Origin of the sequence: Oleidesulfovibrio sp. (assembly GCF_047973035.1) — a bacterium.
GTDB lineage: Bacteria > Desulfobacterota > Desulfovibrionia > Desulfovibrionales > Desulfovibrionaceae > Oleidesulfovibrio.
In genome coordinates, this window is the sequence record NZ_JBKEBF010000034.1 from 39,611 (window position 1) to 54,021 (window position 14,411).

Sequence of the window (14,411 nt, forward strand, 5' to 3'; positions counted from 1 at the left end):
ACCTGATGGTGATTTGTTTCGGTGCGGTTCTGTTTTTTGGGGAGGGTTTATGATTCCTGCCGACCGTGGGCAAAATAAGAACGGGGCTGATGCTCCCTGTTCAGATACGTCAGTTCGTCCGGCTGCCGCCGAAAGCGCACTGGTGAATGCCTTATGGGAGAAAGAACAGCTATTTAGAATTTTGCTGGAGCATAGCTCCGACTGCGAAGTCTGGATAGACATGTCGCGTACCGTCCGCTTTGTTTCCCCCTCGTTTTTGCACATCACCGGTTATTCACCGGAAAATCTGTACCGCAATCCTGATTATATTTCTGCCATCATGGTCGATGGCGACCGTACGGTGTTCCGTCGTATGGAGAAGAGCCTCAATGGCGGTGTGCCGCAGCTTGATTTTGAAGTGCGCATCCGTACCGCGGCCGGGAAGGAACGCTGGGTGTCATGTGATTGCCGGCGTGTCGTGGACGATGAAGATGTACCGCAAGGAGTCAGACTCAGCCTGCGTGACGTGACCAGCCGCCATTTGCTGACTAAGCAGTTGCACCATCAGGCTGGGCATGACCTGCTTACCGGTTTGCCTAATCGCAGCCTTTTTATGGAAAGACTGTGTAAGCATGTTGAGCAGGGTGATAGTTCCAGCTGTTCCGGATTTGCTGTTGCAGTGATTGATATTGACCGTTTCAAGCAGATCAATGATGTGCTGGGGCACAGTGCAGGCGATGTGATTTTGCGTGGCGTTGCAGACAGGCAGCGTGGCCTGCTTGGCGGAAATGACGCCGTGTGCCGCATGGGCAGCGACGAGTTTTGCCTTTTAATGACGGGAGTTGATTCCCGCGAAGATGCTTTTGCCCGTGTGCAGCAGCTTCAGCAACTGTTGCATGGTGCTTTTGACACCGGAAAAAGGCGACTGCACGTTACTGTCAGCATCGGCGTTGCGGTGGCAGCAGGTGAGGCTGCCTCTGCGGAAGAACTGATGCGCAACAGCGGCATCGCGTTGCAACATGCCAAACGGGCAGGTGGCGGCGGCGTGGCTGTTTTCAGCGACTGGATGCTGGAAAGCGCTTTGCAGCATGCACATCTTGAGATGGATCTTTTGCACGCGCTGGAAGAAAACGCCTTCAATCTTGTCTATCAGCCGCTTATGGATATGGAAGACGGTCTGCCGGTGCGGGTTGAGGTGCTCTGCCGCTGGACGCACCCGGAGCGCGGACCGATTTCTCCGGCAGAGTTCATTCCTGTGCTGGAAGAAACCGGTCAGGTTCTCAGGCTTGGCAAGTGGGTGCTGGAAAGTGCATGCATGGCTGCTGCCCGTTGGCAGCGCGAACACCCCGAGCTGGCTGATTTCGGTATAAGTGTGAATCTTTCTGCGCGTCAGCTCGTGCAGCCTGCACTGGTTGAGCAGATTGCGGATATTTTAAAGCAGACCGGTTTAAAGCCCGAAAGCCTGAAGCTGGAAGTGACGGAAACCATGCTGATGGAAAATCCTCAGCTCGCCAATCTGGCCATGGACAGGTTGAAAGACCTCGGCGTGTACATTGCCATTGATGATTTTGGTACCGGTTATTCTTCTCTTGCGTATTTGCAGAGTTTTCCGGTTGATACGCTGAAAATTGACAAGTCTTTTGTACAGGGCATGACGCGTGAACCCGGAAAGTTTAACATTGTCAAAGCGGTAACCGCTCTTGCGCACAGCCTCGGGCTGAATGTTGTTGCAGAAGGGGTGGAAGAGCAGGAACAGCGCATCATGCTTTCCGGAATCGGTTGCGACTACGCGCAGGGATTTCTTTTTTCCAAGCCGCTTGCATACGAAGAGATCGTCCCCAAGCTTCTTGAAATGCTGCGCAAGCCGGAATAGCCTCTCTTTTTTCCTGCCTAGTCTTTAATTCCTGCCTTTCGTAATAGGGTCATAAGCGGGCACCAGTCCGTAAACGCCGATTGCAGCAGATTAAACCCCACAAATGCTGTAAAGAACAGCCAATTAGGTGAATGCAGCCACGCCAGTAACAAACTGAGCAGGATAAAAGTACCTGCTGCAGCACGCAGAGCTCTGTTTACTGTCATCATAGTCTCCTTGTTTGTTGTATGTTGTAGCATACGTGCTACTTTTGCACACTCTTTCCATTTGATTTATTCTGGATTTTATGTGCTGCATTTTTGTGGTACGCCCGATACGAGGCAGCGGATCTGCTCTTCGGGGCAGTTCTTTGTCCGCTGCTGTTACAGTGAAAAATATGCTTATAACTGCACGCCGTCAGGTGTGCTGACAGGACAGGATACTATGAAATTTTTCTCTTGGAACGTGAATGGCTTTCGGGCGGTAAGTAAAAAGCCCGAGTGGCAATGGTTTTCGCAATGCGATGCAGACGTTATAGGACTGCAGGAAACAAAAGCCATGCCGGAGCAGATTGCGGATGCGGAGCGCAATCCGGATGGTTACGAAAGCTATTGGCTGGGGGCGACCGTCAAAAAGGGCTATTCCGGCGTTGCTGCTTTTACGCGTACCAAACCGCTTTCAGTTGTCTATGACCTGCCGGATGAACGGTATCAGGGTGAAGGCCGCACCGTGATGCTGGAATTTGATAAATTTTTTTACTTTAATATTTATTTTCCCAACGGACAAAGCGGTGAAGAACGCCTGCAGTATAAGCTGGGGTTTTACGATGCGTTTTTGCAGCATGCAGAAGAGCTGCGCAGGAATAAGCCGATAGTTGTCTGCGGTGACTTTAATACCGCGCACCATCCCATAGACCTTGCCCGCCCGAAGGAAAACGAAGGAACATCAGGCTTTCTGCCTGTCGAACGAGCCTGGATGGATAAGTTTGTCGCTCACGGTTATGTGGATACATTCCGTCTGAAATATCCTGATGCTGCCAGCATGTATTCGTGGTGGTCTTACAGGTTTAAGGCGCGCGAGCGGAATGTGGGCTGGCGTATTGATTACTTCTTTGTATCTGAAGAATTGCGCGGTGCGGTAAAAGATGCATCCATTGAGATGGAAGTGTTCGGCTCTGACCACTGCCCCGTAGGGCTGGAGCTGGATATTTAGCTGCTGGCGGCAGATGCGTTTGCGTTGCGGCTACGGAATGTAAACATAACGGGACGTGACGATAAGTCACAGGGCGCAACAAAACACCATAGTACACATTACAAGGACAGAGTGTACTATGCCTTGGGGGCGGTAAAAGCGTTTTCCGCTGTGCTGCCCGACGTAACGGTGCAACAAAGCACCCGACAGCACGCCGGTGTATTTCGGCAGCAGTCGTTTTCGGCAACAACAAAAAAGTAAGCAGGCATGGCACCCGTAAAGAGGGTAGCCATGCCTGCTTTTATATACTTACTTGTTGTTGGTAGCCTTTGCCACTGCGCACAGAATACAGTTAAGTGCTTCGCTCAGTTCAGGAGCGATATGCGGTTCGGTGCTCAGCAGACGCACCACGTCTGTTACTGTTGCATCGGGCGGTACGGGCAGCCCGTTTTCTCTGGCCAGGCGTATGAGTTCTTCTCTTTGTTCCTGCATGGGTTCAACCTCTTTTGTGCGAAATTTCCCAAGCGCTTTTTTCCCCCATAATGCGGCTTTCAAAAAAAAGCAAACCCCCGCGTAGGGCCGTATTTAAAAAGAACGGTCGCTATGGTCGTGGTTATTCATTCAATCAGGTTTGACACAATATTGGTGACAGGTCATAAAACGCACTATTGCGTAATATCATACTCATACGATTGAAATTAGTCCAAAACATGGTGTTTGCGGCATACAGTTTCATCGTGGACATACTTTTGCGGAGGCTACAGTGCAGACACAAACAACCATGCATACCGCAGGGTTACAGGGCGCAGACGGACTTATGGATTGCGCCCAGATATTTTCCGGGGCAGTTCTTGCTGTTTTTACATGTATGCACATGCTTTTTCTTTCCAGTGTGCTTTTCGGCGCTGAGGCAATGAACAGACTGAGCGCCATTTTTGAAGCCATTCATGCCGAAGCGCTGGGCGGCTGGTTTATTGCTGTGGTTTTTGTGGTGCATATGGCCACGGTAACGCGCAAAATTCCGTTTAAAGCTATGCAGGTTGTGGAGATGGTCCGCCATGCCAGAATGGTGCGCCATGCGGATACGTGGCGGTGGATAGCGCAGGCCGTTACCGGATGTGTGCTTATGGCGCTTGTTTCCATCCATTTGTGGACGGGCCTGACGGATATTCCTGTGGTGGCGCAGAACAGTGCGGCCCGCGTACAGTCCGGCGGGTGGTTGATTTTTTACGGCACGCTGCTGCCGATTCTTTTCTTGCACCTTACCATCGGCATATGGCGCGTAGCGGTAAAAACCGGCTTCATCACCCGTGAACTGCGGCTCAGAGCCCGCAAGATGGAGTTGTATCTGCTGGCTGGCTTACTGATTCTTGCTTCCATGACATTGATACGTCTTGCCACGTTGAGCGTGTAAAAAAGCTGAACTGCCGCAGGAGACGGTGTGCAGACTTGTGGAAAACACCGGCTGGCAGACCGTAACGGAAAAGTAATGACGGTGGATGTTCTGCTGTCACTCCTCCTTGCCTGAATGGCAGGGAAACAAGCTTGGAGAATTGCGTATGCAGACTATTTATACCGATTTGCTGTGTGTGGGCGCAGGCCTTGCCGGTGAACGGTGTGCCATTGAAGCGGCGCAGGCCGGATTCGACGTGGTGTGTCTTTCAGTAGTGCCTGCACGGCGCTCGCATTCCTCTGCGGCGCAGGGCGGTATGCAGGCGGCGCTGGGCAACGCTGTCATGGGAGAAGGCGATTCATCTGATGTCCACTTTGAGGATACAGTCAAAGGTTCCGACTGGGGATGTGATCAGGAAGTGGCGCGGATGTTTGCCGATACGGCTCCTGTTGAAATGCGCAGGCTGGCGCACTGGGGAGTGCCGTGGAACCGCGTGGTGGCTGGTACGCATACGTATTACAAGGGCGGCAAGCCCTTTGAGGCAGAAGAGAAAAAAGAAAAGCACGGGCTTATTCATTCCCGCGCATTTGGCGGAACGGCGAAATGGCGCACATGTTATGCGGCGGACGGAACCGGACACGCAGTCATGTATACGCTTGATAACCACGCAGCGAAGCTCGGCATTAACGTACATGACAGGACAGAAGCCATCTCGCTTATTCATGACGGCGAAAACTGCATGGGCGTTATTGCGCGGTGCATGAAATCAGGCGAGCTGAGGGCATACATCGCCCGCGCCACGTTGATTGCGACCGGCGGCTTCGGGCGCATTTATCGTGCCTCCACCAATGCGGTTATCTGTGACGGAGGCGGACTTATCTGCGCGCTGGATACCGGCATTGTTCCGCTGGGCAACATGGAAGCCGTGCAGTTTCATCCCACCGGTATTGTTCCCACAGATATTCTTGTGACCGAAGGCTGCCGCGGAGACGGCGGCACTTTGCTTGATGCGGACGAATACCGCTTTATGCCTGATTATGAGCCTGAAAAGGCGGAGCTTGCTTCGCGTGATGTTGTTTCGCGCCGTATGGTGGAGCACATCCGTAAGGGAAAAGGCGTAACAAGTGCCTACGGCGAACACCTGTGGCTGGATATCCGCCATCTGGGTGAAAAGCACATACGTACAAAACTGCGCGAAGTGGATGAAATATGCCATTCGTTCCTCGGCATTGATCCGTTGCATCAGCTTATCCCTGTGCGTCCCACGCAGCACTATTCCATGGGCGGCGTACGGACAAACAAAGACGGTGCCGCTTACGGGCTTAAAGGGTTGTTCTCCGCCGGTGAGGCTGCCTGCTGGGATATGCACGGCTTTAACAGGCTGGGGGGCAACTCGCTGGCAGAAACCGTAGTTGCAGGCGGTATCGTCGGCGGAAAGATTGTTGAATTTCTGCAGGGCAACGATGTGCGCTTTGATACGGGCCTGATGCGCAGCTGCGCCGCAAAAGATGAAGAGCGTATCGCTGCATTGCGCAACCGTACGAACGGCAATGAAAATGTCTACGCCGTGCGCGATGCGATGTTTGATGTGCTGGAAAAGGCTGCCTACGTGTACCGCAACGGCACAGACCTGCAATGGGGCGTGGATACGTTGCTGGAAGTGCATGAGCGGGCTAAACGCATCGGGTTGCAATCCAACGGGCTGGGCGCCAGCAGCGAATTGTCGCTGGCATTGAAGATGCCCGGCATGGTGCGCCTTGCATTATGCGTCTGTTACGGCGCGTTGATGCGTACTGAAAGCCGCGGGTCGCATACCCGTGAGGATTACCCCGCACGAAATGACCGTGACTGGCTTGTACGCACCCTTGCCACATGGGAAGACGGCGCAGATTTGCCCACGCTGAAATACGAGTCCGCATCGCCGAGTATGGAAATTCCGCCCGGTGACCGGGGCTACGGCGGCGGCAGTATTATTCCCATGGATGCCCCCGCAGCGGGGGACAATGACGCCACAGGAGGCGCGTAGGCATGAGCAGAACCCTCACTTTGAATATATTCCGTTACAATCCGCACGACCCTGCTTCTGAGCCGCATATGGATGCTTTCCGTATTGAAGAAACGGAGTCCATGACGCTGTTTATCGCGCTGAACAGGCTGCGGGAGGAGCAGGATGCGTCACTGATATTCGACTTCTGCTGCCGTGCCGGTATCTGCGGCGCATGTGCCATGGTTATCAACGGCCGTCCGGGCCTTGCGTGCCATACAAAAACCCGCGACCTGCCGGAAGAAATCACATTGCTTCCGTTGCCCGTGTTCAAACTGGTGGGCGACTTGTCCGTCGATACAGGTACATGGTTTCGCCAGATGTATCAGCGTACGGAGTCTTGGGTGCACACCACCCGCGAGTTTGACCCCGAAAGGCCTGAAGAACGCATGGAAAACGAGGTGGCAAACAAGATTTATGATCTTGAGCGCTGCATTGAATGCGGCTGCTGTGTTGCAGCCTGCGGCACAGCGCGTATGCGGCCGGAATTTATGGCTGCGGCAGGTCTTGTGCGCGTTGCGCGCTTTGTGGCTGACCCCCGTGACGAACGTACCGACGAAGAGTATTACGACATTATAGGCAGTGACGAAGGCATATTCGGCTGCATGGGCCTGCTTGCCTGTGAAGATGTATGTCCCAAACAGCTGCCGTTACAGGACCAGCTGGGCTTTTTGCGACGTAAAATGGGCATTACCGCGATTAAGCGCCTGTTGCCGTGGACGCGTAAAAAGTAAGACGTGCTTATTTGGAAACGATAACGCCCGCCGAGTCATCTCTGCGGGCGTTTTTTTGGTGAAACGCGGAGCGATAGCAGACGGCAGCAAGGCCGTGGTTACGGGCACTATGCAACATCAGTAGACTTTGAAGCCCCCGTAACCCAGCCGGCATAAAGATTGGTCTCGCCTGTGCTCAAGATCGGGTGGAGTACATCGCATTGCGCTTCAACGTTGTACAGGTGCAGCAGGGTCGCATAGTCTTCGAACCACTTTGTGGCAGCAGAAAACGAATGCACAAGCATTACGGCTTTTGTTGCATGAAACTGTTGTGCAACGATAAGCGGAGAAGCCATCCTGTGTAGCAGTTGATACCTGATGGTGTCCGGAACCGGCTGTTTCAGGTGCAGAACCGATTGCAGGTAAGCCAGTCGGTTCTGTTTGCCAGCAGATGAATTAATCTGCCACTCCCGCAGTGTCGGGCCGAAAGGCTCTTCGGCCTTACCTTCCACCATAATAACAACAAGTTCTGAATCTGTTCTGGCAAGAACAAACAAGTCATTCTGTGAGGGGGCGATATTGCTTCCGGGCAGAGCTACTTTGTATTCAGGAATGGCCAGAAGAAGTGTGGCAGAAGCAAGCTCCTCACAGGTGTTCAGCACAGACTGAATTTCAACGGGAAACCCATCGGAATTCTGCCAGCTGTACGCCAGTTCCTTTGCAGAATAGCCTGTTTTCCAGTGCTTATCAGGCGCAGCAAGCACCTGACGCCAGTCTTCCGGTCCGCTTGAGGGGATTGCGTACTTCGATGAACGTTGCATGGGAGCTCCTTTGGACAGAAACAACAATCATAAATCATGAGCCCGTTACAGGCCGTTGGTTTGTGGTTGATGATATGACAAAGGAGGCGAAGATTCCTTTTGCTCACCCATGCCTCGGGCGTGGTATCCGGTAATTATCACACTACAAAAACTTTTTACTGAATTGCCAGAACTCGCTGATTGTCAGCTGTCTGTTACCCGGTCCCTGCCGGACAAAGCAGTATTCGTCTTCTTTGTGCTTAAGAAACGCCGGTTCCACTGCCTGCCGGCAAACGGCGGCCAGTATTGTTTTGCCGTTTATGGTCACGGCGTGCATGCTGATGTCGTTGATGTGGCGAATGCCGATGTGGTCTGCCACAAGATTGCTCAGATGTCGCAGGGCATGATCATCGTTGTTGAATTTGTCCTGCGCTATGCCCAGAACCTCGCCGTCATCATTCACACCGATAAGCAGCGTTCCGCCTGCCGTATTCAGAAAAGCCGTGATTCCTTTGAGCGAAGCAAGCTCGATGTTTTTGTCATTTTTTTCGCTTTTCAGGTTAAAGCGCAGAGTGGATTTGAATTCCACATGGTCACCTTCGCCCTGACGCAGCAGTTTGCCGATTTGCGAATTGGAAAGCGGTTTATTGGGCTTGTATGCTCTGCGGGTTCTACCGGCATGCAGAGCATATGCGGTGATTATGATGAAAAGAGTCGCAAGCAGTACCGCTGTTCCTGCAAGAAAGCGGGTATCCCGTAACAGCAGAGAAAGCAGATTCACATCGCGTGACAAAAGCGTAATGGCAAAGCCGGAAGATTGCGAAGAAATGAACGTTTCGGCAGTAACTCCGTAGCCACCGTCACGATGTTTGGTAATGGACTCCAGCGTAAGCCTTTCATCATCGGCATTGGCTTTTTCCAGATCTGCAATGAAGCCGCCACTAATGGCAATGACGTTGTCATTTACAGAGATGACGGCTTCTGCATGCGGAAAAAACTGCACCAGATTTTTAGCCAGACTTTCAGGCGTATACAGTAAAAACGCTGTGCTGCCGCCGGCATTGGCAATCATATACACAAGGCGGCCGTTTGCCATTTCCGGCGTTACATCCAGCAAGGTAAGTGCAGGCGCCACTTCCATGGATGTTATAATATGGGAACGCAGCCAGCGTGTAAGTTCTGGATCAAGATTTTCCGACAGAGTTTTTGCAGGAGCTTTCGGGGCAGTTCTTGTGGAGTTGCCGGAGGTTGTGCCCGATGCGGGCAACGGCAGGGGGGAACCAGATGCCTTTTGGGTACCGATGAGCGAGATAGACTCGCTTGATGCGTTGTGTGATTGCGCGTCTGCTTCAGACAGTGCAGGGATGTTTGCTCTGCGGCCTGTCAATGAGTCAAAATATACGCCTTTTCCGTCCGGCTTGAAAACGGCAACACCCGTGGCACCGCTGGTCCGCATAGCTTCGCGGAACACTTCAGATTCTGCCGCACCGTCAAGTTTGGTATTATCAGCCAGAAGCGCCGTCATCCGCGCTCTGGTATCCAGCAAAGACTGGCGGGTTGCATCTACAAAAAAATCAACAGCGATGCCGGTGATAAGCCTGCCGACAATAGCCGTATTGAAAACGATAAAAAGCAGCACTGCGAGCAGGGTAGCCGCGATGACTGCATAAGCTGTTTTAGGTATGCGCATGCAGGGATGATACAATAACAGCTCTGGCAGTGCCAGACTTTTGCTGCAATGCGCTGCAAGTATGAAATTTTGCACATAAAACGTAATAACGCTTTGCACTGGCGTGCAGCTTGTTGCAGGCGTGTGGAGATGATACGGTAAACAGTGAATATTTTTGCGGGGAAGAATATTTTGCTGTTGTGCGTTAATCTGTCCGGTTGCGATAATAGTACCCCCTGCCGGACGTGACCTGATTGCAGGAGCTGCCATGACATTTGTTTTACCCGATTACCAACTGCCGGATTTTTTGCTTCCTCTGTTCGCCGGTGCGCCGCTGGCGCGATTTGAACCCTGCCCTGCAGACGGAGTTGCTCCGGCAGATTACCATGCCACGTCTATTTTTCCTGAGTATGTGCACGTGCGGCAGGAACACTGGGAGCTGGTGCGCAATTCGCGCATGGACTGCGTAATCAGAAAAACAAATGGCGGTTTGCTGGAAGTTACCGAATTTCGCAGGCTGCAAAAGGGTGATCCCGTAGCGGTGGGCCGCGGAGAGCGGGGCGAAGACGGTATTTATTTACATACGTCCGGCTTTGAGCCTGCCCGCGAATGCGATGGCGAGGCCTTTGCCTTTCGCACCGGAACAAGCCGCGAAACTTCGTTTTCCATTGCTTACGACACCCTGTACGACATCATGCGCCACGATAAAGAGCATGGGCGCATCATCTGGGTGGCGGGCCCTGCTGTTGTGTTTGATTCCGATGCGCGAAAGGCGTTTTGCGAACTGATAGACAAAGGTTACGTGCACGGATTGCTGGCGGGCAATGCTCTGGCTACGCACGATCTGGAAGGAGCCTTGTTCAATACTGCTCTCGGGCAGGGTATATATGACAAAAAGCAAGCCAGACTGGGCCATTACCATCATCTTGATGCGCTGAATACGTTGCGGGCAAAGGGATCGATCAAGCAGGCTGTGCAGGATGGGCTGGTGCGCGACGGGGTAATGCATGCGCTGACTCGTAATGATGTCCCCTATGTGCTGGCAGGCTCCATCCGCGATGACGGACCCCTGCGCGAGGTGCAGGCTGATGTGTACAAGGCGCAGGACGCCATGCGTATGCTTGCGGGCGGGGCAACTACAGTTGTGGCGCTGGCAACGCAGTTGCATACCATTGCGACAGGCAACATGACTCCGTCATATCAGGTTATGGAAGACGGAACAGTTCGGCCTGTTTACTTTTTTATTGTGGATATGTCGGAGTTTGCTGCGGGCAAGCTGGCAGACAGAGGCTCATTGACTGCTCATGCCATTCTGACAAACGTGCAGGATTTTATGGTGAATCTGAACAGGGCACTGTAGGGGGGCAGATAAAGTCAATAGTCAGTGTAAAAAACATCGCAACAAGCAGCAGGCTGCCGGTATTTCTGCAGCAGAACAGAGATGCTGCGGTAATGTAAGCTGATGCCCGCAAGCGGGATTGTCAGCACTCTTGGCATGATGTGCAGATGTGTGCCGTCGGGTTGCTGGCATATTTTAAGATTTCTGAGTGTGACAAGGCAAGTACGGTCGCTGACTTCAGCTCTGGTGTGTCTGAGCGGGGTATTGGGCCGGATGGTGCTACCCTTGGCGCAGCATTTTGCGACCCCAGTAAGCCTGCCCCAGTGAAATGCAGGCATCATTGGGAGGCAGTTCGCGGTGCACCAGCACTTCCAGCCCGTATTGGCGAAGTAGTTCGGGCAGTTCTTTGCAGAAAGTGCGGTTCTGCATGACTCCGCCGGAAAGCCCTACGGTGTTTACTCCCATAACGGCGGCAACGCCGTAGGTCATTTCTGTCAGGCCGTACATAAGGCCAAGGTGGAATTTACGGCTGATTACGCCTGCGGGTACTCCGTTCTGCCAGTCTGCGTATGCTGCAAGAAACAGCGTATGCGTATCCAGTACCAGCGGTTGTGCATCGGTCAGCATGGGGCAGGGGTAGGGTTCGGTAATGCTCATATCCTGCACGTATTCCAGCATGATCGCGGCCTGCCCTTCGTAGGTTACATTCAGGCAAAGTCCCAACATGGCGGAAACGGCGTCAAACAGCCTGCCGCAGCTGCTGGTCAGCGGAGAGTTGAGGTTGCGTTCAAGTACCTGCGGCAGTACCCGCGAGGCATCTTTGAATTGTTCCTGCCACGGCCACGTTTTTTCCAGCGGCTCAAATACACCGCTCATCCACAACAGCCCCTGCGCTATACGCCATGGTTCGCGAATGGCCGCTTCGCCGCCGGGCAGCATGAGGGGCGCAAGATGCCCCAGCCGTTCCTGTTCCAGATCTTCTGTATCTGCGTACAACAGCTCGCCGCCCCAGATGGTGCCGTCTTCACCGTACCCTGTGCCGTCCAGGGCAAGCCCCAGTGCTGCTCCTTGGTGTCTGTTTTCTGCCAACACGCTGTAAATATGAGCAAAGTGGTGTTGCAGACTCAGTACCGGAACAGCATCCCGTTTGCTGCGTCCGTCGGCATAGGTAGTTGAAAGATAATCAGGGTGCAGGTCGCGGATAATGGCTTCAGGCTCCACCTCCAGCACCGATTGCAGGTGTCTGGCTATTTCACGGTAGAATCCGTAGGTTTCGAGGTTTTGCAAATCACCTATATGCTGGCTGACAAAAGCCTGATCGCCGCGTGTGAAGCATAACGTGCTTTTAAGCTCCGGCCCTGTGGCCATGACGCAAGGGCCTTCTTCTGCCAGAAAAATCGGTCGCGGAGTATAGCCGCGGGCACGGCGCAGGAATTGCGGCTCGCCGGAATCAGGGTTGACGCGTGTGACAGAATCATCGGTACGTATGAGGATGTCGCGGTTGTGCAGCAAAAATACGTCCGCAATGGTATGCAGCCGCATAAGCGCTTCGCGGTTTCCCAGACTGATAGGTTCGCTGCTGAGGTTGCCGGAGGTCATAACCAGCGCGGTTATGCCGTCCTGCGGGATGATGTCCTGATACAGATGAAAAAGAACATGGTGCAGCGGCGTGTACGGCAGCATCAGGCCCACATAGGCCGTGTCGGGGCTGACAAGCGGCGAAAGGGCCGTTCCCTGATCAGCTTCAGGGCGCAGCTTGCACAGTACGATGGGGCGTTCGATTGATTGCAGCAGGGCGGCTTCGGCGTTGGTGATATCTGCAAGCTGCCGGGCTGTTTCAATGTTTGCCACCATGACTGCCAGTGGTTTGCCGGGGCGTTTTTTACGACTGCGCAGTCTGGCTACGGCGTCATGGTTGGTGGCATCGCATGCCAGATGAAATCCCCCCAGCCCTTTGATGGCTGCTATGTTGCCTTTTGCCAGTGCCCGTGCCGTCTGTCCGATAGCTTCGGTATCGCGCGCCAGCTCGGTGCCGTCCGGTGCTGTCAGCCATACATGGGGGCCGCATATGGGGCAGGCGTTGGGCTGGGCATGAAAACGCCTGTCCATAGGGTTTTCGTACTCTGCACGGCAATGCTCGCACAGGGGAAAACACGCCATGGACGTTTTATCTCTGTCGTAGGGGATGGAGCGGGTGATGGTGTAGCGGGGGCCGCAGTTGGTGCAGTTAGTGAAGGGGTACAGGTAGCGCCTGTCCGTTGAGTTGAACATGTCGTTCAGGCAGTCAGCACAGGTGGAGACATCCGCACTGATAAGCACATTTTGCCCGTCGCCGCCTTCGCTGGAAATGATGATGAATTTTGTCTCGCCATCTACTGACGGGATATCTTCTTCCGTACGGGAAACCACTCTGGCAAGAGGCGGCAGCTTGTCTGTAAGGTCAATACCGAAAGCTTCCACTGCGGCGGGCGAACCCTGCGCTTCGATGAAGACACCCCGGGAAGTATTGGCGACAGTACCGGTGATGCTGTTGTCGTGCGCAATGCGAAAGACAAACGGCCGGAATCCGACTCCCTGAACCTGCCCCGCGATGACGTATTTTCTGCGTACTGCTGCTACAGACATGCATAATCAATAACGTATTCCTTACTCGGGGGAAAGAGTTTGCTGCGATGATTCGGTGTTTTTAATGTGTTGCTCTCTTTTTGTGATGCGGATATCTTGTGCGCGTTTGCAACGGCAGAAGCCCTGTCGGGGAGTATGGGCATCATTTCCTTGAACTACCGTCCACTCTTGTATAGTTCTGTAGGGTGCATCCGCCAAGGATAGCAAAAGGTACCAAATAGGAGCAGAAACATGGCCGAGAAAAAACTGGGGGCGCGTATCTGTAAGTTCCGGAAGGAACGAGGCATGTCGCGTGAAGAGCTGGCAGAGGCATCCGGCCTCGGAGCAGAAATGATTCAGGCACTGGAAGAAGAGGACCTGTACCCTTCCATCGGGCCGCTGCAAAAGATTGCCCGCGCGTTGAATGTGCGTCTCGGCACCTTTATGGATGATGAAGTGACCCGTGATCCTATCGTAGTGCGCAGAAGCAACCACGAAAGCGATCTGACCATGCAGAAGTCGCGCACCAAGCGTGCAGCCTTTAATTTCTATTCACTTGGCAAAGGTAAAAGCGACCGCAACATGGAGCCGTTCTTCATCGAGATTTCGCCGGAGCCGGACGAAGACAAGCAGCTTTCCTCGCATCAGGGTGAAGAGTTCATCGTTGTCGTAGCCGGCAAGCTGCTTGTACGATACGGCAAGGAAGAACACATTCTCGAACAGGGCGACAGCATTTACTACAACTCTATCGTACCTCATTACGTAGGTGCGGCGGGTGATGAAAAGGCGGAAATTTACGCCGTTATCTACTACCCGCGCTAGAAAGC

At 53.4% G+C, this 14,411-nt stretch carries 12 protein-coding genes; 7 read left to right on the forward strand and 5 right to left on the reverse strand.

The window, feature by feature from the left end; genetic code table 11:
* The first annotated feature begins 49 nt into the window (after window positions 1–49).
* The gene (locus ACK5LI_RS10930; protein ID WP_416949180.1) at window positions 50–1,852 is read left to right on the forward strand and encodes a putative bifunctional diguanylate cyclase/phosphodiesterase; all 1,803 of its coding nucleotides are present in this window, start codon (window positions 50–52) and stop codon (window positions 1,850–1,852) included.
* Between the two features lie 17 nt (window positions 1,853–1,869).
* On the opposite strand, the gene ACK5LI_RS10935 is transcribed toward ACK5LI_RS10930, so the two are convergent.
* Window positions 1,870–2,058, reverse strand: coding sequence for a DUF2892 domain-containing protein (locus tag ACK5LI_RS10935; protein ID WP_416949182.1), 189 nt, complete (start codon window positions 2,056–2,058; stop codon window positions 1,870–1,872).
* Window positions 2,059–2,275: 217 nt separating this feature from the next.
* Here ACK5LI_RS10935 and ACK5LI_RS10940 point away from each other — a divergent pair, with 217 nt between their 5' ends.
* Window positions 2,276–3,043 (forward strand): exodeoxyribonuclease III, encoded by a 768-nt coding sequence (locus ACK5LI_RS10940; protein ID WP_416949184.1) that lies wholly within the window; start codon window positions 2,276–2,278, stop codon window positions 3,041–3,043.
* A gap of 288 nt (window positions 3,044–3,331) precedes the next feature.
* Here the strand turns inward: ACK5LI_RS10940 and ACK5LI_RS10945 are convergent, their stop codons facing one another.
* Window positions 3,332–3,514: a hypothetical protein gene (locus ACK5LI_RS10945; protein ID WP_416949186.1), complete on the reverse strand. Its 183-nt coding sequence runs from the start codon at window positions 3,512–3,514 to the stop codon at window positions 3,332–3,334.
* Window positions 3,515–3,785: 271 nt separating this feature from the next.
* Between ACK5LI_RS10945 and ACK5LI_RS10950 the strand changes: the two genes are divergently transcribed.
* From ACK5LI_RS10950 to ACK5LI_RS10960, 3 genes are all read left to right on the forward strand, one after another.
* Window positions 3,786–4,436 carry a succinate dehydrogenase/fumarate reductase cytochrome b subunit gene (locus ACK5LI_RS10950; RefSeq protein WP_416949188.1) on the forward strand — a complete coding sequence of 217 codons (651 nt, stop codon included), beginning with the start codon at window positions 3,786–3,788 and terminating at the stop codon, window positions 4,434–4,436.
* A gap of 145 nt (window positions 4,437–4,581) precedes the next feature.
* Window positions 4,582–6,441, forward strand: a complete 1,860-nt coding sequence (locus tag ACK5LI_RS10955; RefSeq protein ID WP_416949190.1) for a fumarate reductase flavoprotein subunit — start codon at window positions 4,582–4,584, stop codon at window positions 6,439–6,441.
* A 2-nt stretch (window positions 6,442–6,443) separates the two neighbouring features.
* Window positions 6,444–7,193 (forward strand): fumarate reductase iron-sulfur subunit, encoded by a 750-nt coding sequence (locus ACK5LI_RS10960; RefSeq protein WP_416949192.1) that lies wholly within the window; start codon window positions 6,444–6,446, stop codon window positions 7,191–7,193.
* 107 nt (window positions 7,194–7,300) lie between these two features.
* Here ACK5LI_RS10960 and ACK5LI_RS10965 read toward each other — a convergent pair whose 3' ends face one another.
* Window positions 7,301–7,993, reverse strand: coding sequence for a DUF6946 family protein (locus tag ACK5LI_RS10965; RefSeq protein ID WP_416949194.1), 693 nt, complete (start codon window positions 7,991–7,993; stop codon window positions 7,301–7,303).
* A gap of 142 nt (window positions 7,994–8,135) precedes the next feature.
* Window positions 8,136–9,662, reverse strand: coding sequence for a helix-turn-helix domain-containing protein (locus ACK5LI_RS10970; protein ID WP_416949196.1), 1,527 nt, complete (start codon window positions 9,660–9,662; stop codon window positions 8,136–8,138).
* Window positions 9,663–9,909: 247 nt separating this feature from the next.
* Here ACK5LI_RS10970 and ACK5LI_RS10975 point away from each other — a divergent pair, with 247 nt between their 5' ends.
* On the forward strand, window positions 9,910–11,001 hold the full coding sequence (locus tag ACK5LI_RS10975; RefSeq protein WP_416949198.1) for a hypothetical protein: 1,092 nt from the start codon (window positions 9,910–9,912) through the stop codon (window positions 10,999–11,001).
* Between the two features lie 258 nt (window positions 11,002–11,259).
* On the opposite strand, the gene hypF is transcribed toward ACK5LI_RS10975, so the two are convergent.
* The gene (hypF, locus tag ACK5LI_RS10980) at window positions 11,260–13,605 is read right to left on the reverse strand and encodes a carbamoyltransferase HypF (RefSeq protein ID WP_416949200.1); all 2,346 of its coding nucleotides are present in this window, start codon (window positions 13,603–13,605) and stop codon (window positions 11,260–11,262) included.
* Between the two features lie 231 nt (window positions 13,606–13,836).
* On the opposite strand from hypF, the gene ACK5LI_RS10985 reads away from it, so the two are divergent.
* Complete coding sequence (locus ACK5LI_RS10985) at window positions 13,837–14,406, forward strand: helix-turn-helix domain-containing protein (RefSeq protein ID WP_416949202.1); 570 nt, start codon at window positions 13,837–13,839, stop codon at window positions 14,404–14,406.
* Window positions 14,407–14,411 lie beyond the last annotated feature (5 nt).

Coding starts and splice junctions, on each gene's coding strand:
- ACK5LI_RS10930 (WP_416949180.1), top strand. CDS start 50: ATGATTCCTGCCGACCGTGGGCAAAATAAGAACGGGGCTGATGCTCCC.
- ACK5LI_RS10935 (WP_416949182.1), bottom strand. CDS start 2,058: ATGACAGTAAACAGAGCTCTGCGTGCTGCAGCAGGTACTTTTATCCTG.
- ACK5LI_RS10940 (WP_416949184.1), top strand. CDS start 2,276: ATGAAATTTTTCTCTTGGAACGTGAATGGCTTTCGGGCGGTAAGTAAA.
- ACK5LI_RS10945 (WP_416949186.1), bottom strand. CDS start 3,514: ATGCAGGAACAAAGAGAAGAACTCATACGCCTGGCCAGAGAAAACGGG.
- ACK5LI_RS10955 (WP_416949190.1), top strand. CDS start 4,582: ATGCAGACTATTTATACCGATTTGCTGTGTGTGGGCGCAGGCCTTGCC.
- ACK5LI_RS10960 (WP_416949192.1), top strand. CDS start 6,444: ATGAGCAGAACCCTCACTTTGAATATATTCCGTTACAATCCGCACGAC.
- ACK5LI_RS10965 (WP_416949194.1), bottom strand. CDS start 7,993: ATGCAACGTTCATCGAAGTACGCAATCCCCTCAAGCGGACCGGAAGAC.
- ACK5LI_RS10970 (WP_416949196.1), bottom strand. CDS start 9,662: ATGCGCATACCTAAAACAGCTTATGCAGTCATCGCGGCTACCCTGCTC.
- ACK5LI_RS10975 (WP_416949198.1), top strand. CDS start 9,910: ATGACATTTGTTTTACCCGATTACCAACTGCCGGATTTTTTGCTTCCT.
- hypF (WP_416949200.1), bottom strand. CDS start 13,605: ATGTCTGTAGCAGCAGTACGCAGAAAATACGTCATCGCGGGGCAGGTT.
- ACK5LI_RS10985 (WP_416949202.1), top strand. CDS start 13,837: ATGGCCGAGAAAAAACTGGGGGCGCGTATCTGTAAGTTCCGGAAGGAA.